Here is a 20,793-nt window from a genome sequence, read left to right as displayed (position 1 = left end):
CTGAAAAGCCGGGGGGCACACGCTGGAGTGCCGGCTTTAGCCGGCTGAAGCCGGCACTCCAACGCCAAACCATAGACGTTTCAGACAGCCTCTCAGATCGCTTCAGCAACATATGCCTCAACGCGCAGCGACATGACCTTGGATGCTCCGTCGTCGCCCATGGTGACGCCGTAGAGTGTGTCGGCTGCTTCAATTGTACCGCGATTGTGGGTGATGAGGAGGCATTGGGTTTGGCTGGTGAGTTGCCGTAGTGCGTCGCGGAAGCGGCCAACGTTGGATTCGTCGAGGGCTGCGTCGGTTTCGTCGAGGATGCAGAAGGGGCTTGGGTTGACTTTGAGGATGGCGAAGAGCAATGCGGCGGCGGTGAGGCTGCGTTCGCCGCCGGAGAGTAGGGCGATGTTTTGCTGCTTTTTGCCCGGTGGTCGGGCGATGATTTCGATGCCGGGTTGTTTGCTTGGGCTGCTGGGCGCTTCGCTGCCGTTGTTGCTGCTGCTGGTGAGCAGCAGTTTGGCGGTGCCGCCACCAAAGAGTTGGGTGAAGCTCTGTTCAAATGCGCTGGCGACGGCGCTGAAGGTGCTGAGAAAACGGCTCTGCATTGCGGTATCTAGTTCGCCAATCAGTTCCATGAGCGTGGTACTCGCCGCTCGGAGATCATCCACTTGGCCGCTCAAAAAGGCTTGACGTTTGGCGTTCTCTTCGTACTCTTCAAGGGCGAGGGGGTTGACGGCACCTAGACGTAGGATTTTGGCTTTGAGTGCTTCGATCGCGTTTTGCAGCGTTTGCACTTGGGCGTCAGCAGGGATTTCGGTGGGTGCCAGAACGTCTATGCCGTCACTGGCGGCCCGTTCGAGCAGCGCTTCTTGGCGGTCGTTGGCGCGTTGCGCTTCGAGGGCCGCCCGGCTCTGGGCGCTCTCGGCGGCCAGCAGGGCGGCGGTGGCGGCCTCTTCGCGGGCTTCGAGGGCGCTTTGCTGCGCTTCGTCGCTTTGGAGTACACGTTCGCTGGGGGCAATGCGCTCACGCAGTTGCTCAAGTTCGCCGATGAGCTTGCTGTGGAGCGCCTCGGCGCGGGTGTGGGCGGCGAGGAGTGCTGCACGTTCAGTTTGCACCTGGGTCTGCGCTTGGGTGAGTTGCTGCGCCTCTTGCTCCAGCAGGGCCAGACTGGCGGTGTGGGCTTGCACGAGGCTGCGTCCGGCGCGCAGTTGGCCTTCGGCACTACCTACGGCGGCGCGTAGATTGCTCAGTTCCACTTGGGCAACCCGGTCGGCGTGGGCCTCAGCCTCCTGGCGTTGCCGGAGCTCTGCGAGCTCCGCTTCGCTGCGTTGCACGAGGGCTTGTGCTGCGTTGAGGGCTGTCGCCAGGGCAGCACGCTGGCTCTGTAGGGCTTGTTGGTCTTGGGCAATGCGCTCGCTACGCTCTTTGGCCCACTGCTGCTCCTGTTGGACTTGGCTGACCCGGCGTGTGGCTGTGTCTAGCCCACTGCGGGCGCTCTCTAGGCGCCGCCTGCCTTCGCGCACCTGTCCTTCCAACTCGCGCAGTTGGCTGGTATGGCGCTGCAACTGGCGCTCAAGCTCATCGCGCTGCGCGGCAGTCGCTTCAACCGTAGCGCGGGCCGCAGTGATCTGTTCCGGCAACTCGCGCAACTCGCGCTCGCGGCGCAGCACCCCGCTCTCCTTCACCTGGGCACCACCCGTGAGCGAGCCGCCACTGTTGACCTGCTCGCCCGCCAGGGTAACCAGGGTCCAGCCTCCAGAGAGTTGGCGTAACTCGCGGCGGGCGGTGGGCAGATCGCGCACAACAATGACGCGCCCAAGCAATTGGCGCACCACGGGGGCATAGCGCTGCTCGTAGCCAACGAGATCGGCGGCGATGCCCAGGGTGGCGGTGGCGGGAGGCGAAGACGCGAGAGGCGAAGACGCGAGAGGCGAAGACGCGAGAGGCGAAGACGCGGGAGGCGAAGACGCGGGAGGCGAAGACGCGGGAGGCGAAGACGCGAGAGGCGAAGACGCGAGAGGCGAAGACGCGAGAGGCGAAGACGCGAGAGGCGAAGACGCGGGAGGCGAAGACGCGAGAGGCGAAGACGCGAGAGGCGAAGACGCGAGAGGCGAAGACGCGAGAGGCGAAGACGCGAGAGGCGAAGACGCGAGAGGCGAAGACGCGGGAGGCGAAGCGGCATCCTCGTGTCCTCGCGTCCCCGGCTCCTCGCGCCCTCGCGTCCTCGGCTCCTCGCGTCCCCGCGTCCCCGCTTCCTCGCCGCCTCGCCCCCTCGCGTCCCCGCCGCTCCGCAGCGTATCCAGCGGCATAAAAGTAGCCCGTCCGGCTCCGCTGCGTTTCAGTTCGGCAATGGCATCTTCGGCGTCGGCCCAGCGCTCAACGACAATATTTTGCAGGCGTGAACCCAATGCAACTTCGATGGCGGTCTCGATGTTGGCAGGGGTGCGGATGATCGCTTGCACGAGGGCAAAACCGGGGCGTTGGGTGCGTTCGGCCCACTGCATGGCGGCACGCACGCCGGCAAAGGTGCCCGCGTAGGAGCGGGCGAGGCGTTCGAGTGATTCATAGCGCGCTTCGAGATCTGCGAGGCGGCGGCGGGCGGCAGCCAGGCTTTCGTCGGCTTGGCTACGGGCACTCCGTAGCTCGTCAAGTTGCTGACGGGCCGCTTGCTCTGCACTGATCGTCTGTTGTTGTGCGGCCTCAATAGCGGCTACGTGCGCTTCGGCCTCGGCATGCTGCGCTTGGGCCGCGTTCAGGCGTTGCGTCGCCTGGGCCAGCGTTGCGGCCAGTTCATCGGCCTCGTGCTTGAGGCGGGCAGCTTGAGCCGCCAATTGCTCGTTGCGGGTCTGTTGCTCGGCGGCACTGGTGGCTGCCTTGAGGGCTGCCGCTTGGGCTTGTTGCAGGCTTTGACGCAGGGTTTGACGGGCGGCCTCGAGGCTAGTCTGTTGCGTTTGGGCCTGCTGGAGCGCTTGGCGGCGCTCGAGCAGTTGGGCCTCAGCCTGAGCCAACTCGGCAGCGGCGCTGCTGCGCTGGGCCTCGGCTTGGTTGTGGCGCAGGGCGAGATCATTGCGCTGGCGCTCCAGATCTTCCAGACGCTTGCCAAGGGCCGCAGTACGCTCATTGCTTACTGCCAGATCACGCTGGGCTGCCTCAGCCCGCTGTTGGAGATCGCGGGCCTGTTGGTGCAACGCCCCCAACTGTTCGCGCCGCGCCCGCAATGTGCTGCGCAACGCCGTCAACTCACTGCTAACCGCAGTCTGAGTGGCGCGTGCCTGGTGCAATTGCGTCTCACAACGGGCCAATTCGCCAGCCGTGCGGGCCGTGAGCGCCTCAGCTTCACGCCAGAGCAGGCCGTAGGATTGGGTTTGAAGTTGGCATACCTCTTCAGTTAATTCACGCTGCTGGCGTGCTTGACTAGCTTGACGCTTCAAGCTGCGTAGGCGCGGCTCCAGTTCAGCCAAGAGATCAGCCACACGACTCAGATTGGTATCGGTCTCACGCAGGCGGCGGGTCGCTTCGGCTTTACGCAGTTCAAAGCCCCCAAGTTCAGCAGCATCCTCAAAGAGGCGGCGGCGCTCTTCGGGGCGCAGGGTCAGAGCCGCATCAACCAAGCCCTGATTGATGATCGTATAGGAACCGCCCAGGGGCTCGGTCGCCTCCAACAGATCACGCAGACGCACACGGGCCCGATTGATGAAATAGTCACTCTCGCCGCTGCGGGTCGCACGGCGGGTGATGGTCACCTCATCAAAATCGAGCGGCAGCAGGCGGTCGCTATTGTCAATCGTAAGCGAAACTTCGGCCAAACCAGCAGCAGCACGGCGGCCCCCCCCGGCATAGATCAACTCCTCGGAGCGTTTGCAGCGCAACGTGGCAAAGGACTGCTCACCAAGCACCCAGCGCACTGCATCGGCCACATTGGACTTACCGGAGCCATTGGGCCCTACGATAGCAGTAATACCGGGGCGAAATTCGAGGATTGTACGGGTTGCGAAGGTTTTGAAGCCTTGGATTTCGAGACGTTTGAGATGCATAATAGTAGTGATGAGTGATGAGTGATGAGTGATGAGTGATGAGTGACGAGTTAGAGGCTGTCTGAGAAGTCTATGAACTGGCGTTGGAGTGCCGACTTTAGTCGGCTCCCATCGCTGCCAAAGACCTCAGCCGGCTAAAGCCGGCACTCCAGCGCGTGTCCACCAGTTTTCAGACAGTTTCTTAAGCTCTGCCGCGTACTTGGAAGTGTACCGCCTGTTCAAGGGTTGCGGCGGTAGCGATGCCCTCAAGTGGTAGCCCCAGGGCCACGAGGGCTTCGGCCACTTCAGGGCGAATCCCGACCAGCACACAGCTTGCGCCAAGCAGCTTGGCGGCATTGATTGCCGCCAGCAGCCCTTGCGCTCCACCCATATCGAGCAACGAGAGGCCCGTGAGATCTACAAGTACGATACGAGCGTGACGCTGTTCAATGCCCTCCAGCAAGACGCGCATAAAGGTAGCCATACGTTCAGCCGTGAAATCGCCAATCAGGGGCATAATCAACACGCCGGGCAGCACCGGGATGAGCGGCAGCGTGAGGGCTTCGATGGTCGCATTGAGGTTGGCGCGTTCACGCTGGCTCGCTTCCAACTCGACCACCAACTGAGCAAGGCGGGTGCGCTCCTCTTCCAACTCGATCCGCCGCTGAGCCCGTTCAGTCATGTCGCGGGCCAAGAGCAGGCTACCGCGCCACGCGCCACGTTCATCATAGACCGGTGCAAGTGTCAGGTCGTAGAAGCGTGCCTGATGTTCAATCCGCAACTCACCGCCCTTACCATCCACAAATTGGTGCAGAGCGTCATGGTAGTCGGCATGAAGCGCAGCGATAAAATTCTGCTCTAGTTCAAAGCCCAACGCTTGGGCACTCGGATTGCTAAAGGTAATCTTGCCTTGCCGATCAGCAACCACAACCGCCTCGTGGGTAGCCTTGAGCGCCAGATCAATCGCTGCCCGATTGGGCGTAAAGAGGCGTGTGCCCAAAATGAGGTAGGCCAAAACAATCAAAACGGGCAGGCTTTGCAATAGGGTGGTGACACGGGCGACCGCACCACTAAACTGTCCAGCCGTAAGCCCCAACGAAATGGAGAAGATCAGCGCAAGCAGCAACAGCCCAATTGTTCCACGCAGTTCGCGGTGTTGCGGTGCAACAAAGGCAGCGATCAGTATGCCCACACCAACCAACTGGCCCAAAAAGGCCAGCAGGATCATGAACAGCGCATTGGGCATCATGTACTCAAGCTGATAAATTTCATTAAAATAGACATCACCAACAAAGAGCCTGAGCCGTAATAGCAGATCGGTGCTGATGATCAGCGTACTGATGATATAGGGCAGACTAATCCAGCGAATCGGGCATCGTCCCTCCCACCACTCTGGGAAGAAGAGCGCGGCGAGCAGCAGCATCAGCAGCGTAATGTAGAGGCTGACGCCTATAATCAGCACGACGAGGAAGGGATAGGCTTGATCAGGCGTTGGGGCGACATCGCGCACTAGGGTTGAGCCAACGATCACCACAATCAACGACGTAAGGTAGGTGAAAATACGCGCCGGACGATAGTCCCAGGCGCGTAGGGCCACAAAGACCGCGAGAGCGATCTGCATCACCACTAGGCCGAGGGCAAAGAGTGTAGCAAGGATGACCACAGGGTTCTCTCTTTGATTAAGAAGGGCAGGAGAACAAGAGAACAGGAGAACAGGAGAACAGAGGAACAGGGAACAGGGAACAGGGAACAGGGAACAGGGAACAGGAGAACAGGGGAACAGGGAACAGGAGAACAGGGGAACAGGGAACAGGGGAACAGGGGAACAGAGAACAAAGCACAGATAAGTGCGGTACAATGCTCTCGTGTCAAACCATAGTGTACCCGATCCTGCGGGGGTTCGGGGGAGGCGAAGCCCATACGCATTACGTTAGGGCGACGAGCAAGGTTCAGTTCGTAGGAACGTTCCTGTTTGCGCCATAGGTAGTGCCGACTTTAGTCGGCTGAGGTTGCAGGCAGCCCTCGGATGCCGACTAAAGTCGGCACTACGACGGTAAAGCTACAAGCGCCTTTCTGAAACCATCCCTAACAAAAATTTCTGCTTTCCTCATGCCCATGGGGCTGAGCCCAACACCCCGCCGAGGACTTTACAAGGAGAAATATAGTATGCTCAACCTCTTCATCACATGGATCGTTACGGCCCTGAGTCTTATTCTAATCACACGGCTGAACATCGGGATCACGGTGGATAATTTTGGCATAGCCTTGGTGGCGGCTATTGTCATTGGGCTGGTCAATGCCATTTTAGGCTCGGTGCTACACTTCTTAGCCTTTCCGTTGACCTTTATCACCCTGGGGCTCTTTGCGCTGCTGATCAATGGCTTCCTCTTCTGGGTGACGGCCAAGCTGGTAGTCGGTTTTCACCTGCGCGACGGCTATTGGAGCGCCCTGATTGGCTCGATTCTGCTTTCGATCATCAATGCCATCTTCTTCTGGTTGCTTGGCGTTAATAGCTGAGAATAGTCTATGCGTCGCTCACCGTTGCTGGTGATCTTTCTGGTAGTCTTTGTCGATCTGTTGGGCTTTGGGATCATCCTGCCGCTGCTGCCCTTCTACGCCGAAGACATGGGCGCAAGTGAGGTGCAGGTCGGCCTGTTGATGATGATCTACTCAGCGGCACAAATGGTTGCCGCGCCGATCATGGGCAACCTATCGGATCGTTTTGGACGGCGGCGGTTGCTGATTGTCAGCCAAATTGGTACGGTGGCGGGCTTTCTGATCTTGGGCTTGGCCACAACCCTGCCAATGCTCTTTGTAGGCCGCTTTGTGGGCGGGATCATGGCTGGGAGCATCACGGTGGCGCAGGCTTACATCAGTGATGTGACCGACGAACAGAATCGGGCGCGTGGTTTGGCGCTGATTGGGGCGGCCTTTGGTTTGGGCTTTGTGTTAGGGCCGGTGATTGGTGGCCTCTTGGCCGAATTTGGCTACCATGTGCCTGCGTTGCTCGCCGCAGGTGTGGCGGCGCTCTCGCTTATTCTTGCGCTGATCTTTTTGAAGGAGCCACCGCAGCGCCGCAGCAGTGGGCGTGGTGGCCCACTGGCCCTTGCACGGGCGACGCTGGAACTGGGACGTCGCCCCTTTCTACGCCCGATCTACCTCACTGGCTTTCTGGCAGGGTTAGCCCTGATCTGCTTTCAGAGTAGCTTTGCGCTCTATAGTGAGCGACGCTACGGCTTTGGCCCGCGTGAGGCGGGCCTCATGTTGGCCTACGTCGGCATGGTGACCGTCATTCTCCAAGTGGGCTTCACTGGGCGCTTGGTTCGCCGCTTCGGCGAGGAGCGGCTGATCATGGCGGGCACGCTGCTGCTCTACGCTTCCCTGATGCTCACCGCCATCACCTCGGATTGGCAGGTACTCTTCATCTCGCTCATGCTGGTAGCCGTTGGCTCGGGGCTGCTCACACCCAACCTGCAGAGCCTGCTGACCCAAGCGAGCGATGAACACGAACGCGGCCAGGTACTAGGGGTCTACACCTCACTTGACAGCCTCGCCCGCGCCGTTGCGCCGCTACCGGCCACATGGCTGCTGGGCGCAGTTGCCCCAGGCGCACCACTGCTGCTCGGCGGCGTCCTCGCGGGACTCGCGGGCATCGTGGCCCATGAGATCTACCAGCGTCGGGCACCTATGATCTATGCGGATGGTTAGGTAGCGAAGGTATTATGGTGCTACAATGGTTTCAAGCATGGAGGTGAAACATGAGCAACATGAGCATTGTACTTACACCCTACCTCAAGCAATGGGTAGAGTCCCGAGTAGCAAGTGGACGCTATAACGATGTCAGCGAAGTTATGCGGGAGGCGGTACGTCTGCTTGAGCAGCATGAGCTAGAACGAGAGGCTCGTTTACGTGATCTTAGCATTGCCATTCAAGAAGGGCTGTCTAGCCCCGCTAAGCCCTGGGAGGGTGCTGAAGCAATTATTCGTCAGTCGCGGCTAGAGCGAGGCGTTGGAGAGTAGCTATCGTGTGGCCTTAACAATTTCAGATCATGGTCCTCCCTGCACCTGCACAAAGGCACTCGCTATCGTCTGGCCTACGCCGTCGCGGTCGTAGATTTCGATGATGATCGGGCCGGGTTCGTTTGGCTCGCTGAAGCTGAGGGTGGCGCTGTAGCTGAGTTCGGTCTGGCCGGGTTGCCCCTCAAGCGCAAAGCTGCCTTGGCCTAACGTTGTGCGGCTGGGGGTGCGGATGACGTAGTACAGTTCGCCGAATTGCGGGTAGAGTGCAACCTGCCCACTAACAGTGAGCGGCGAGCTAACCTGTGCGTCGGCGCTTGGGCTGGTGATGCTGATGCGCTGGCGTGGGGTTGGCGTGGGACTCGGGGTGGGCGTGGGTGTCGCAGTGGGAATCGGCGTGGCGGTGGGTGGCGGGAGATGCACCATGAGCATAAGCACCGTACTTGCCCGCACCTGGTCACTCCCTGCAACCAGTTCCAGCAACTCAAGGCTGATTGGCCCACTGGCAGATGGCAGGCTAAAGAAGACCTGGGCGGTGAAACTGGCCCCCCCGTCGGCTAGGCTGGAGACGCCAAACATGCCGTCGCCAATCAGTTGGCCAAATTGGTCGCGTACCCGGTAGCTCAACTGGCTGCCTTGCGGCATCCGCACCGTTCGCCCGGTCACCGTCATGGGGCTCCCAACCGCTTGGTTGGCTTCGGGCGAAACAATGGTGATCATCTGGGGTTGGGCAGCGACATTGAGGTCGAGGCGCGCACTGGCGGCGATGTGGCCATCGGCGGGGTTTTGATCCACCAGTTCAACGCTGATGCGCCCACCAGCGGCGGGCGGGCTGAATTCAAGGCTTGCACGAAAACTGGTTGGCCCACCCACCGCACCTGTCACGGGGAGGGTGCCCGCGCCAAGTTCGCGGCCATTCAGATCGAGGACGCGATAGGCGAGGCTGCCTTGGAAGGGGTAGCGGGCCGTGCGTCCGGTAAGTGTCATTGGGCTACCAACCTGGGTGCCAGGGGGCGGCGTATCGAGCATAATGCTCTGCGGTGGCGCCACAACCAGATCGAGACGGCTACTCGCCAGCGGTGGCGCACCACTGCTACCTGGCTCAAAAAGCTCCAAGCCAATTGTGCCACCACTAGGCGGCAGATTGAAGGTGAGCGAAGCGGTAAAATGAGCGCCGCCGTCGTCACTCGGAATAGCAGGGAAACTACCCTGGCCCAGGATTGACCCAGCGGCATCGCGCAGCACATAGTTCAGGCTGCGGCCCGTAGGTAGCAAAGCGGTCTGCCCGCTAATCGTGACCGGGCTCCCCACCAGGGTGCGCGGGGGCGGCGAGGTAATCGTAATTGTTTGGTTGGTCGGAGGAGGCTCAGGGCTCGGACTGGGTTCCTGCGGATCGTCCAGCGGCTGCGTCGGTAACGCCGGAGTTACACTGGGCAGCGGCTGAACCACAGGTTCAGCAAAGAAGCCACAGCCCGCAAGGGCCATGGCTAGGCAGCAGAGCATGAGCCAGATCTGGATGGAAGACTTGTGCGATTGCATTGGTGGGGGTTCGGGGGAGGCTGCGCCTCCCCCGAAGAACTTTTTTTCGTTCGTGTTGGCGGCTTCGCCGCCAACACGAACGAAAAAAGCGGGGTTGGGGCATAGCCCCAAGGCAACCTATAACGTACAACAGCCTCAGCGTAGATGCAACCTAAACCAGCGTACCATCTCTTGGGCCGCATAGTTTTGATTATCGCGGCTATAGAGACCGTGGCCCTCATCGAGGAAGCGCACCATGCGGGCGGGAACTCCACGGTGATTGACTTGGAGGTGCAGGTTTTCGTTGAGGACAATGGGCAGGAAGTCTTCCGTGCCGTGGAAGGTGAGCAGCGCGGCGCGGATGCGATTGGCGTTATAGACGGGCGAATCGCGGCGATACTCTTCGGGTATGGCGAAGGGCGGCAGGCCCATGATGTAGGGCGCGAGCGAAGTGTAGCCGCGTGACCACTCAGTAATCACGTCCACGAGGGCGCACTGCGGATTGGCGGCAGCGTAGAGATCGGGGTGGCGGATGACACTCTGCAAGGCGAAGTAGCCACCATAGGAGCAGCCGGTAATCCCCAACTTTTCGGGGCTTGTCCAGCCACGGCGGATCATCTCGCGGGCGATAGCGGCCTGCTCATCAATATCAATCGCGCCAAAGTTGGTGCCATCCACAAGGCTATTGAAGGTGGCCGGGGTATAGCCGGGGCGACCGGCGACCGGCGTAACCAAGAGAGCGAAGCCCATACCGGGGAGCAGCGCGAAGGGCCGTTCGACAATCGCCTCCCAATGGTTATGCATCGAAATACCGGGCCCGCCCTCTTGCCAGACGATAATGCGGGTGTTGCGCGGCGGGAAGGGCGCATCGGCGGGCTGAATGAGCGTACCCTGGCGCACGGCACCATTGGGCAAGCGGAAACTGACCGCATCCTCACGCAGATTGGCAAACTGGCGCAACTCCTCATTCTCCCAGGTCAGACGGGTCAAACCTCGTCCGTCCCAACCAATGCGGTAGACATCAGAGGGAGTGCTGAAGGAGTTATGGGTATAGACAATCTGGCGGCTATGGTTGGTTGGGAAGACATTGTAGTAGCTTCCGGGTTGGCTACCAACCGTCCGCAACTCGCCGCTGACACGGTTCCAGTAGTAGACGTGGCGATTGAGCCCACTGGCGCGGAAGAGTACCTCATCGGGCGAGACCATTTGGCCCACAATGTTGGCAAAAACCGGCCCACTGAGCAGATTGCTATTGAGTTGGCTCACGAGACGCAGGTCGCGGTTATAGACGCGCAGGCTGGCCCGTTCGCTAAACTGCGGGAAGTAGATCGGATGGGTGCGGCCACGTAGCCGCGCCGGGTACCATGCGGTAACAAGCAGGTGTTCGTTATCGGGGGCCCAACTCAGCGCACTGAGAATCGGCGGCGCGGCCCCTGCTTCGGGGCGCAGCACTTGGGTCGCAACATTCGTCGTATCTACGAGGTAGGTATTGTTGTTTTGCAGCACCGGATTGATGCTTGGGGGCAGATTACCAGTCGCATCACGATAGATCTCATCAGAGAGGCGGGCACCGTCAAAGCGCGGGCGGGGATCATCATAGTCAGTCACGCCAAAGAACGAGAAGGCCAAACGGCTCGAATTGCCACTCCAGGCTACCCCAAAGAGCGACGAAGCGGCGGGAACCGTCGTAATATAGTGGGCTTGCGGATCGCCATCGCGCACCAGTGCAAGATCGAGTTGGCTGGGGGTAACGGCCACCAGTTCATCCTCTTGCTCTTGCCAGCCCCAGAGGCGTGCCATCGTGGGGTGGTGCTGGGCACGGGCAACGGCGGCACGCAGACGCTTAGGCACCACTCGCGGCTCTGAGCCCGCATGCCCAACCGTAGGCAGCGTGACGCGCAACGGCACCGGGCGCAACCGACCAGCCCAAGCATCACCATTCATATCTTCGGGCGGCAGCAAGACCAGCATGTGGCGCAGATCGGGCGCAACGTCAACGATGCCCACATCAGGATGAATGCGGAGCGGTTCGCCCCAGATCGCAGTACTCTGGCGATGGATGTAGATGCGTACCAACGAATCCTCAAAATCTTCAGCCGCTAGATCAAGCGCCAAAGCCCCTAAGGTATCTTGGTTCATCCAACTGAAACTCGAGAAGCCGAGCAACGGGAGTGGCAGGTAGCGTTCAAAGTAAGCAGGATTGATAGTCCGCGTCGCGCCATCGGCGAGATCGAGGAAGGCAAGATCATCACCATGGACGAGCAGAACACTGGCATCAGTGGGACTCACCGGGCTCAAAGGCAGCGGCCATGTCGCATCTTGGAGCAAACTAATCCGTTCAACCTCCTCTGCGGTGAGCAGATTGGGCGGCGGATCGTCATAGGGGTTCACGACAATCACATTATTTGGGAGCGGGCGTGCTTGAGCCGGAACAACACTTGCGATGAGCAGGAGAATAACTGCCGCGAAAACCCAGCGTTGGGTACGCATACCAACACTCCTTATTGTATGACTAGATACTGTCATCATAATAACAGAATTCTTAAGAAAATGGGGCACGAGGTAGCTGTTATACTAGATGGGTGTACGTAAGCCCATATTGTTCAGAATTCTCCTCCTGATGCCGTAAACCTATTTTCTATTTTCTCGTTTCTATATCCTTCCCTAAAGCCCATATGAATCATCCTGACGACCAGCAGACGCTCTTGGCTGAGTTGTTAGCCAAACCACCGCAGCAGCATCCTCTTCCGCCTGCTTTGCCGCGCCCGGTACGCATTCGCCCCTTGACGCGCCCACCAAACGCGACCCAGCGGCAGCGCCCGTGGTGGCACTATGCCATTGTGGCCTGCTTGGCCTTTGTGTCCCTTAGCTTTGGCCTTGTGGTGGGACGAATCAGCCTGGCGGCCTACACGATCCGTGAGAATGTGGTGGCTATGCATGTGACGGCGGTACCGCCTGTGGTGGAGGCGACACCTACGATGGCTTTGCCAACCCCTGAACCAACGTTGTCACCTACGCCTGCGCCCCTTGTCTTTGCGGCCTTGGAGCAACCTAGTGCGACGGCAACCCCCGCAACGTTAGTGCTGGCCACGGCGGATGCGAGCCTGCCAAGCCATGCGCCACCACCAAATGCCACGCCAACACTCTTGAGCCTTCCGACGCCAATTCCACTGCCTGCGTTGGGCAGTGCGCCCGTGCCGACGCTGATGCCTACCGTGGGGGTTGCTCCGGTCAGTGGCAATCCAATCAATCTCCTCTTGCTCGGCAGCGACCGTCGCCCCGATGAGGGTTGGCAATCGCGCTCCGATGCGATTATGATTGTCCGGCTCGAACCAGAGCAGCAGCGGATTGCGCTGCTCTCGTTGCCGCGTGATCTGATTGTGCGCATTCCTGGCTATGGTTATGCGCGGGTCAATAGTACAACCGTGGTAGGGGATGCCAATGCGCAGTTGGGAGGAGGGGGCGAATTAGCGCGCCGTACCATCAGCGAACTGTTAGGCATTCCCATTCACCATGTGGTACGGGCCGATTTTAGTGCCTTCATTACGGCGATTGATGCAATTGGCGGGATCACCATTGAGGTTGAGCATGAACTCTACGATCCTACCTATCCGACAATGGATTACCGCTATATGGTTGCCCATTTTCTACCTGGTCGTCAGCACATGAATGGTGAACTGGCACTTATGTATAGTCGCGTGCGCCATCCCGATAGCGACTACTTCCGTGCGCGGCGGCAGCAGCAGGTGGTGCAAGCAATTATCCAGCGGGTACGCGACCAACACATGCTCAATCAGGTGCAGATGTTGGCTGATGTGAGCAGTGCGCTGCGTGATCACATCAAGACCGACATGAGCTTCGAGCAGATGCTTGGTGTTGCGTGGGCCTTCCGCAATTTCAGCCCGGAGCAACTGGAGCGCTACACACTCGATGAAAACCTGACCTCAATGGGTCTCGGTGATGATCCCTATGCGATTACTGCCAACCCTGGGGCGATTGCGTATGTGGTGGGGCAGTTGTTGGGGCGTTAAGAGGCTGTCTGAAAAGTCTATGAACTGGCGTTGGAGTGCCGACTTCAGCCGGCTAAAGCCGGCACTCCAACATGTGCCCAATAGCTTTTCAGACAGCTTCTAAGGTTAGCGAAATTCGTGCCTGCCAATGTCCTCGCGGAACATACGGCCAGGGAAGCTAATCCGTTCCGCATTGAGCAGGGCGCGCCCACGGGCACCTGCGAGGGTGGCGCTGGTAGCGACGACCGTAGCGACGTGGCCGCCGGTCACATAGACCGCAGCGGTGAGCGGGCTAGGGCCGCCGCGCAACAGGGTGGCAAAGCGACTGCCATAGCTGGCTGGGGTGTAGCGCATCGCGCCGGGGCTTTGGGTCTGGTTGTGAAAAACAAGTACCCCTTGGTCTACATCGTTCAACCCATCCACCGCTGCACCAATAGGGAAGTGATGCGGGTAGCCTTGGGCCACCAGGCCAATTGCGACAGCCGCCTCATCGCGCCAGCGCAGGGGCGGCACATGTTGCAAACGATGGGCAACCGTTGCCTCCAGCAGCGGCATGAGGTCGTCTTCGAGCCGTGGCAACACCACCTGCGCCTCCATATCGCCAAGACTACAGCGGAGCGCCACCACCCGTGGCCCGCGGTCGGTCACAAGGCAGTCCACCCCCAAAAAGCCCCAGTAGGGCAGATGTTCAAGGCTGAGGGCAAGCACAAGGGGTTGGATAATCTTGCTATAAATGTGGGCACCAAGGCGTTGGGCATAGACCGAGTTGCTACTGATCGCCCCCATGCCTGGGGCTACCGGGCTATCAAATTCGGGCCCAAGCTGGTCGTAGATGCGGACGGGCAGCAGTGGCACCGCGCTGCTTCCATCGCTCAGGGCGCTCATGCGCACCACAATGCCTGGACGATGCTCTTCAATCACCACGCCCGCCACCGGCCCACTGAGTGATGCTTCAGCAAAACTGGTACGCAGAGCTTCGAGGGCGCTGTAGCGATCAGCATAGACCCCCTGGCCATACTCAGGCTGATCAGCACGAATGACCACGGGCAGCGGTTGGGCTGCAAGGTATTTCTCGGCAGTTGCGAGATCGCTACAGACACGCCCGCGCAACACGGGCAAACGGTGGCGTTCAAGCAGGGTACGGGCAAAGCAGCGGCTGCGTTCGATCTGCACAGCACGCTGGGCTGGCCCGCAGACGCCAATATGCATCGTGACCACCTCGTCCACCAAGCCAGCCGCTAACGAACTACTATCGGCGGGCACGATCAGATCCATGCCTTCATCAAAAGCCCAACGCGCCACTTCGACCGCATTGGTCGGATCAAGTTCGACCATGGGGGCTAATTGGGTTGCACCGCCATTGCCAGGTGCGACAAAGACATCGGTGGTAGCGCTATTGAAGAGCTTCCAAACGAGCGCGTGGGCTCGTCCGTCTCCACCGAGAACAAGGATCTTCATGGTTTGAGTGTGATTGGAGGAGGCTTGAAGGGGCTTGGTTCCATACGCATCCCTACGCTTTCAGCCTAGCTGAAGCGGCAGTTACGAGATTCTTCAGTAACATCATGTTGGTCACTGGGCCAGTACCGCCGGGGACCGGGGTGATTGCTGCGGCGATCTCAGCGACGGAGGCGAAGTCTACATCACCAACGAGGCTGCCATCATCGCAGACGTTCGTGCCAAAGTCTACCACGGTTGCCCCGGGCTTGATCATTGCGGCAGTAATGAGGCCGGGGCGACCAGCAGCGACACAGACGATCTCACATTCACGCAGGACGCTGCCTAGATCATTGGTGCGTGAGTGGCAGATGGTGACGGTGGCATCGGCTTGGACGAGCAGTTGAGCCATGGGGCGGCCAACAATGGCACTGCGGCCAACCACTGCGGCCCGTTTGCCGCGCAGGGTGATGCCGTTGCGACGGAGCAACTCCATGCCACCTGCGGGCGTATTGGGCACAATTGCGGGCTGCCCTTGGGCCAAGAGACCGGCATTGATCGGATGCACCCCATCAACATCCTTGCGATGGTCAAGGGCCAAGATGGCACTCGTTGCATCAAGGTGGCCTGGCAGGGGCATCTGGATCAGAATGCCATCCACGTCGGGCTGTTGGTTGAGGTGGGTCAGCGTACCAATCAGGTCGGCTTGGGGGGCGTCGTTGGGTAGTAGTTCAAGCTGAAAGGTTACCCCAACATTCTTACACAGCCTACCAATCGTTCGCACATAGCGGGTCGAAGCGGGATCGTCACCCACTTGAACCACCACAAGGCTTGGTGCGCGGGTCAGTTTGGCCGTGAGCTCAACAATAGCCGCCTCAGCTTCCTGGCGCAACTCTTGAGCCAAGGCCCGTCCATCGAGCATGGTTGCAGGCATACGTTCCTCTGTAGGATTGGAGATTGGAGATTGGAGATTGGAGATTGGAGAACATGGCGTTCCAATGAGCTGGAGCGTTAGTGATCTGGTATCACTGATTGATCCGGTTGCGTACAATCTTCACCACTCCATCGGCCTCTTCGCTCAGACCAATGGCCAGATCAGCGATCCGTGCGCGGGTCTCATGGACATAGAGTTGGTCGTCAAGCCCTGCGAGGTTGATCTCAATGTTGAGAATCGCACTCTGGACGGTCGCACGGGCCAGGAGGGCGGCAACCCCAATATCGCTGACGATCAGGCGTCCAACGTGCGGGGCAAGGGCGGTGCAGAGGGGCAGAATCGCGGCGGTAACCTGAGCGGTACGCAGGGGCACCTCAGCCGCCTGGCGGGTTACTTGCTGAATGGCAGCCTTGCGTGTCGCCGCATCGGCCTCGGTGGTGCGCGGCAGCTTATAGGCTGCGGAGAGGCGCCCAAAGACCTCAATATCCTCTTCAGCAAGGGTTTGCAACTCCCGGCGCAATCCCTCAGCGCGGTCGTGGATCGAGCGCACCTCCTCTTCAATGGCGGCAAACTGCTTTTTGCCCTTGGTAAGCGCACAGACCATACTCACAAGCCCGGCAGCCATCGCCCCGCTCATTGCGGCCACACTACCCCCGCCGGGGGTGGGGGCACTTGAGGCCAGGGCGTCGAGGAAGCCACCGAGCGGTTGCATCTCCAGAGGCTCGGTCATAACACACTCCTTCGCGGTAGCACCGCGTGACTGAACGAACGGTCATCGTTCTCTTATGACCTATTATACCAAGTGGTTACTCCAATGACAGCGCCCACTTTTCGCTAAAACCAAGCGCAAAGGCGCGGGCGATGAGATCAAGCATGGCTGCGGGTGCAAGGCTTGTGGGAGCGTTGGCAAGGGTCTGTTGGTAGGCCACGCTGCGCGGCGGACGCCCTGAAACGGCGGCGGCAAGCTGGGCGGCATAGGTGCTGAACAGCTCTGGCATGCAACTGTGCGGCAACACCCCCCAACGAAGCTGGTCGCGCAGGTGCAGCAGGGCCATCACTGCGGCAACAGTGGGAGGATCGTTGAGGATGACGGGCAGATTGCGTTGCAACAGCGCGGCATCATCATGGTTCAGGTAGGCACAGATGGCTGCACTCAGGCCAGCCTCCGTAGCCCCAAGACGGCGCAAAAGCGCCATAGTGCGACACTGGCCTACGGGCGTGAGACCATTTTGGCGGGCCAGTGCCTGACGTAGTGCTGCTTGCACAACGTGGGCCAACAACTCGCCCAACTTGGTATGCTTCTGAGCGCCACGCAGAGCTATGCCACCGAGCCGCGCCGCAAGTCCAACCTGATCAGTGCCAGTGCCGGTTGCAAGGCCATCGGCATAGCATGAAGGAACATTCAACTCCTGCAGCGTCGCCGTCTTCGCCTCAGTAACCAGCGTTACCGCCTCGACCAGCGTGCCTGGGGCCAACTCATGGTTGAGCAAGAGCATAATGACAATCGTGCCGCTCTGAGGGGCATGCAGCGCTTCATACTGGCCTGCAACCTCGTGGTAACTGGCGGGATCACCCGCACGGCCCGCATTGGTCTCTACGCCAGCGGTCACCACCGCAACAACCTCAAGCTCACGGAAGGTTTCATGCACAATCGCGGCGGTCTGCATATTCGCGGCAGTACCCATGGTCGCACAGCCTACTGAGGGCAGATCGTAGCGTTGGGCAATCACCGTGCGATACTCATCGGGCTGTTCAACGGCCAAACGGTGCAGTTCAGCACTCAGGTTATGGCCGCTCGGCTCACAGGACTGATGGTTATAGAGGTAGCCCAAGTCGTCGTGCAGACCACCGGTACTACTACGACATGTCGAGATCACGCGATGGGGCGTGAGAAAGCGGGCATAGATAATCTTAGCGTCGCGGTGGAGCTCAACCCCATCGTAGTAGCGAGCGAGAAGCATGGCAATCTTTGTTAGAGAAGGATACAGCAACGAGAAAATAGAACATAGGTTTACGGCATCAGGATGCGCTGAATGCCTCCAAACGGTACAGTATCCTAAAACCATCCTTATAGCGCGAAAGGGAACACTTGACCAAAATATAGTTGGGATCATCAGTGCTGTCAAGGTTTGTCGAAGAGCCATTTTCCTCTTACGCGCAGATACAGCTTTCTGCTACAATAGAGATGGGTAGGCTACGCGGCCTTGCGCGTGGGTCGTTTTGCTGTACCCACTGATTTGTCGGCTACACGATGAGGCTTGTATGGCATCCTTGAAGCGCATGACGCCCTCGATTATTCGTCCTCTCTTGATTCTCGCATCGGTGATCATCATTTTGAGTGCTATGCGGGCTAGTGCGTCATTAGTCAATCCGATTCTGCTTGCGCTTGTGATTACTCTGCTTTGTAACCCGATCTATAGTTGGTTGCAAAAACGCGGAATGCCCTCATGGGTGGCGTTGCTGCTGATGGTGATAGGGGTGCTGAGTGGTGCTGCTATTCTCACCACCGTCATTGGGGTCTCGCTTAGTCGCCTCACGGCGCAGATTGCAAGTTACCAAGCGATGTTGACCGAGCAGGAGGCAACGCTGCGAGCGTGGTTGGCAGGCTATGGGATTGTTGCTTCTGATCTTCAGTTCTTTGGCTTGATCAATAGCGTTAATCTAACCAGAATTCTTGGTGTCGTGCTCGCTGCGGTTGGCAATGTATTGGGCAATTCGTTGCTTGTGTTGGTGCTTGTCATCTTTTTCTTAACCGAACTACCGTCATTTCAGCAACGTCTGCGTGATAATCTCGGTGAGGATAATCCGCTCTTTCAGCGTCTGCAACGCTTCGGGGGCGGGGTGGTAAGCTATTTTAGCATCCGCACCTACATCAACCTGATTGTCGCGCTTGGCTCATTGATCGCCATGGTCTTCCTTGAGGTGCCCTTTGCGGCCCTCTGGGCGGTGATCATCTTTGTGTTGAGCTACATTCCCTATATTGGCATTCCGATTGCGTTGGTGCCAACGGTCCTGCTCACGCTGGCCGAACATGGCGTTTGGCGTGCGGTCATCGTTATTATCGTGATCTCGCTGATTAACTTGGGCATGGAGAATCTGGTAGCGCCCTCGCTGATTGGACGGCGCTTGAGCCTTTCGCCCGCTGTCGTCTTTGTCTCCTTCTTCTTCTGGACATGGCTACTCGGCCCGCCTGGCACCTTTCTCTCGATGCCGATCACTGTGCTGCTGACCTTGGTACTCGACAACTACGAGGAGACGCGCTGGCTCGCTCGACTCATGGGCTCTTCTACGATTGAGGGGTTGCGTACCCGTAGTGCTGCGGTCACACCTGAAACCTCAGTAGGGGACGATAGGCCGCTTACCGATTCAGGCTCATGAGTAGGAAAGTAGGAAAGTAGGAAAGTAGGAAAGTAGGAAAGTAGGAAAGTAGGAAAGTAGGAAAGTAGGAAAGTAGGAAATAGATCAGATTGTCCTGCTTGTCACTCGTCACTTATCACTCGTCACTCGTCACTTGTCACTCGTCACTTGTCACTCATACCTAGTATTACCACTGCTGCCCGACGCTACTTGGTCTACACCGCACTCTTGACAGGTGGCTTGGCGATCAGTGCGCTCTTCTTTAATCTGCTGCTGCTGGCGTTAGGCTATGATCAGCAGAGTCTGCACCTGCCCTTCTTGGGGGCATGGAGCATCTTGGGGTTGATGCACAGCCTGCCAGCCTTTGCAGCGGCCCTGAGTAGCCTGCCGCTCTGGTGGCTGGTGAGCCGCTATGGGCCGCGTTTTGGGCTGGTAGGCGGGGCGTTGCTGGCGGCGGCTTCGTTGCTTGGTATGGCGCTCTGGCCTACGCCGGTGAGCATGCTGGCATGGGCATGCTTGGGCGGGCCAGCGGCGGTACTCTTCCAGGTGAGCGCCGCGCCCTTTATGATGCGCCATAGTGGCCCGCATGAGCGCGCTATGCTCTTCTCACTCAGTGCGGGCCTCATGATTGGTGTGGCCGGGCTGGGCAGCTTGGTTGGCGGTTTTTTACCGGCGCTGTTGGGGGCGTGGTTGGATGTGCCCACCCAGAGCGCCATGGTCTACCGTAGCACCTTTGGCGTGGCGGCCTGCTTTGTGCTGCTTGCGCCCATCCCGTTGTTACGTCTCCCGCCTGATGGTGCAGTCCTACCGGAAACGCCAACGCGCCAACTTCATGTTGGGAATGAACTACGCAAACTCTGGGACTTTGGCCGGGCGGCCCTGCCGTTTGTCGTTTCACCACTGCTGATCTCGTGTGGCGCGGCGCTTTTGATTCCCTTTTTGAACCTCTACTTGCGCCAGCGCTTTGGCGCCCCCGACGCGGCTTTGGGCTTCATCTTTGCCATGATTGGCATCGCCACTGGTGCCGCCACCCTGCTTGCCCCGTGGTTGGCGCGCCGCTTTGGTGCAATGGGCAGCGTGGTCCTCACCCAAGCCCTCGCCATCCCATGCCTACTGCTGCTCGCTGTAGCGCCCAACCTCTGGCTGGCGGCGGGCATTGCGCTCACGCGGGCCGCACTCATGAACATGGCGGCTCCGCTGTACGAGGCGTATGCCATGGAACATACAGCCGAAGCGGCCCGCCCCATCGTGATCGGGTTGATCAATGGGGCTTTCTCGGCAGGCTACATCATTGGCCCCGCCCTCAGTGCCCAAGTGCAGCGCGACTATGGCTTTGGGCCGCTCTTTATTGCTACAGCCTGTTTGTATGCGGCAGGTGCCTGGGCCAACTATCTGATCTTTTTGCGCCCCCGGCGCCATTGTAGATTGTAGATTGTAGATTGTAGATTGTAGATTGTAGATTGTAGATTGTAGATTGTAGATTGTAGATTGTAGATTGTAGATTGTAGATTGTAGATTGC

General features: G+C 59.2%; 14 protein-coding genes. 6 read left to right on the top strand and 8 right to left on the bottom strand.

Annotated features, from left to right (window positions below; all coding sequences use genetic code 11):
* Positions 1-92: 92 nt before the first annotated feature.
* Positions 93-4,025 (bottom strand): SMC hinge domain-related protein, encoded by a 3,933-nt coding sequence (locus CJ255_RS15685; protein ID WP_097645040.1) that lies wholly within the window; start codon positions 4,023-4,025, stop codon positions 93-95.
* A gap of 181 nt (positions 4,026-4,206) precedes the next feature.
* Positions 4,207-5,667, bottom strand: coding sequence for an STAS domain-containing protein (locus CJ255_RS15680; RefSeq protein WP_097645039.1), 1,461 nt, complete (start codon positions 5,665-5,667; stop codon positions 4,207-4,209).
* 503 nt (positions 5,668-6,170) lie between these two features.
* Here CJ255_RS15680 and CJ255_RS15675 point away from each other — a divergent pair.
* The 3 genes from CJ255_RS15675 to CJ255_RS15665 are packed head-to-tail and all read left to right on the top strand — an operon-like array spanning position 6,171 to position 8,023.
* The gene (locus tag CJ255_RS15675) at positions 6,171-6,521 is read left to right on the top strand and encodes a phage holin family protein (RefSeq protein ID WP_097645038.1); all 351 of its coding nucleotides are present in this window, start codon (positions 6,171-6,173) and stop codon (positions 6,519-6,521) included.
* A 9-nt stretch (positions 6,522-6,530) separates the two neighbouring features.
* Positions 6,531-7,712 (top strand): MFS transporter, encoded by a 1,182-nt coding sequence (locus CJ255_RS15670; RefSeq protein WP_097645037.1) that lies wholly within the window; start codon positions 6,531-6,533, stop codon positions 7,710-7,712.
* Positions 7,713-7,762: 50 nt separating this feature from the next.
* Positions 7,763-8,023 (top strand): type II toxin-antitoxin system ParD family antitoxin, encoded by a 261-nt coding sequence (locus CJ255_RS15665; RefSeq protein WP_217352461.1) that lies wholly within the window; start codon positions 7,763-7,765, stop codon positions 8,021-8,023.
* Between the two features lie 27 nt (positions 8,024-8,050).
* Here the strand turns inward: CJ255_RS15665 and CJ255_RS15660 are convergent, their stop codons facing one another.
* Entirely contained in the window at positions 8,051-9,559 is a 1,509-nt protein-coding gene (locus CJ255_RS15660; protein WP_097645036.1) for a Gmad2 immunoglobulin-like domain-containing protein, read from the bottom strand.
* Positions 9,560-9,694: 135 nt separating this feature from the next.
* Positions 9,695-12,028, bottom strand: a complete 2,334-nt coding sequence (locus CJ255_RS15655) for a S9 family peptidase (RefSeq protein ID WP_097645035.1) — start codon at positions 12,026-12,028, stop codon at positions 9,695-9,697.
* Between the two features lie 185 nt (positions 12,029-12,213).
* Between CJ255_RS15655 and CJ255_RS15650 the strand changes: the two genes are divergently transcribed.
* Positions 12,214-13,569: an LCP family protein gene (locus CJ255_RS15650; protein WP_097645034.1), complete on the top strand. Its 1,356-nt coding sequence runs from the start codon at positions 12,214-12,216 to the stop codon at positions 13,567-13,569.
* A gap of 105 nt (positions 13,570-13,674) precedes the next feature.
* Here the strand turns inward: CJ255_RS15650 and CJ255_RS15645 are convergent, their stop codons facing one another.
* From CJ255_RS15645 to CJ255_RS15630, 4 genes are all read right to left on the bottom strand, one after another.
* Positions 13,675-15,006, bottom strand: coding sequence for a phosphoribosylamine--glycine ligase (locus CJ255_RS15645; protein WP_097645033.1), 1,332 nt, complete (start codon positions 15,004-15,006; stop codon positions 13,675-13,677).
* Between the two features lie 52 nt (positions 15,007-15,058).
* Positions 15,059-15,916, bottom strand: coding sequence for a bifunctional 5,10-methylenetetrahydrofolate dehydrogenase/5,10-methenyltetrahydrofolate cyclohydrolase (locus CJ255_RS15640; protein WP_097645032.1), 858 nt, complete (start codon positions 15,914-15,916; stop codon positions 15,059-15,061).
* Positions 15,917-16,007: 91 nt separating this feature from the next.
* Positions 16,008-16,646: a cyclodeaminase/cyclohydrolase family protein gene (locus CJ255_RS15635; protein ID WP_097645031.1), complete on the bottom strand. Its 639-nt coding sequence runs from the start codon at positions 16,644-16,646 to the stop codon at positions 16,008-16,010.
* Between the two features lie 76 nt (positions 16,647-16,722).
* Positions 16,723-17,877, bottom strand: coding sequence for an adenosylcobinamide amidohydrolase (locus CJ255_RS15630; protein ID WP_165774746.1), 1,155 nt, complete (start codon positions 17,875-17,877; stop codon positions 16,723-16,725).
* 301 nt (positions 17,878-18,178) lie between these two features.
* Between CJ255_RS15630 and CJ255_RS15625 the strand changes: the two genes are divergently transcribed.
* Both CJ255_RS15625 and CJ255_RS15620 read left to right on the top strand, forming a co-directional pair.
* Positions 18,179-19,294: an AI-2E family transporter gene (locus CJ255_RS15625; protein WP_097645029.1), complete on the top strand. Its 1,116-nt coding sequence runs from the start codon at positions 18,179-18,181 to the stop codon at positions 19,292-19,294.
* Positions 19,295-19,441: 147 nt separating this feature from the next.
* Complete coding sequence (locus CJ255_RS15620; protein ID WP_165774745.1) at positions 19,442-20,704, top strand: MFS transporter; 1,263 nt, start codon at positions 19,442-19,444, stop codon at positions 20,702-20,704.
* Positions 20,705-20,793 lie beyond the last annotated feature (89 nt).

Origin of the sequence: Candidatus Viridilinea mediisalina, from assembly GCF_002532535.1 — a bacterium.
Lineage (GTDB): Bacteria > Chloroflexota > Chloroflexia > Chloroflexales > Chloroflexaceae > Viridilinea > Viridilinea mediisalina.
The sequence above is the reverse complement of the archived record's forward strand: the minus strand, read 5'-3'. Positions and strand labels throughout refer to the sequence as shown.

Excerpts from the sequence above, each read along its gene's own strand:
- CJ255_RS15650 (WP_097645034.1), top strand. The coding sequence starts at position 12,214 with ATGAATCATCCTGACGACCAGCAGACGCTCTTGGCTGAGTTGTTAGCC.
- CJ255_RS15685 (WP_097645040.1), bottom strand. The coding sequence starts at position 4,025 with ATGCATCTCAAACGTCTCGAAATCCAAGGCTTCAAAACCTTCGCAACC.
- CJ255_RS15645 (WP_097645033.1), bottom strand. The coding sequence starts at position 15,006 with ATGAAGATCCTTGTTCTCGGTGGAGACGGACGAGCCCACGCGCTCGTT.
- CJ255_RS15665 (WP_217352461.1), top strand. The coding sequence starts at position 7,763 with ATGAGCAACATGAGCATTGTACTTACACCCTACCTCAAGCAATGGGTA.
- CJ255_RS15630 (WP_165774746.1), bottom strand. The coding sequence starts at position 17,877 with ATGCTTCTCGCTCGCTACTACGATGGGGTTGAGCTCCACCGCGACGCT.
- CJ255_RS15625 (WP_097645029.1), top strand. The coding sequence starts at position 18,179 with ATGGCATCCTTGAAGCGCATGACGCCCTCGATTATTCGTCCTCTCTTG.
- CJ255_RS15655 (WP_097645035.1), bottom strand. The coding sequence starts at position 12,028 with ATGCGTACCCAACGCTGGGTTTTCGCGGCAGTTATTCTCCTGCTCATC.
- CJ255_RS15660 (WP_097645036.1), bottom strand. The coding sequence starts at position 9,559 with ATGCAATCGCACAAGTCTTCCATCCAGATCTGGCTCATGCTCTGCTGC.
- CJ255_RS15640 (WP_097645032.1), bottom strand. The coding sequence starts at position 15,916 with ATGCCTGCAACCATGCTCGATGGACGGGCCTTGGCTCAAGAGTTGCGC.
- CJ255_RS15670 (WP_097645037.1), top strand. The coding sequence starts at position 6,531 with ATGCGTCGCTCACCGTTGCTGGTGATCTTTCTGGTAGTCTTTGTCGAT.
- CJ255_RS15675 (WP_097645038.1), top strand. The coding sequence starts at position 6,171 with ATGCTCAACCTCTTCATCACATGGATCGTTACGGCCCTGAGTCTTATT.
- CJ255_RS15635 (WP_097645031.1), bottom strand. The coding sequence starts at position 16,646 with ATGACCGAGCCTCTGGAGATGCAACCGCTCGGTGGCTTCCTCGACGCC.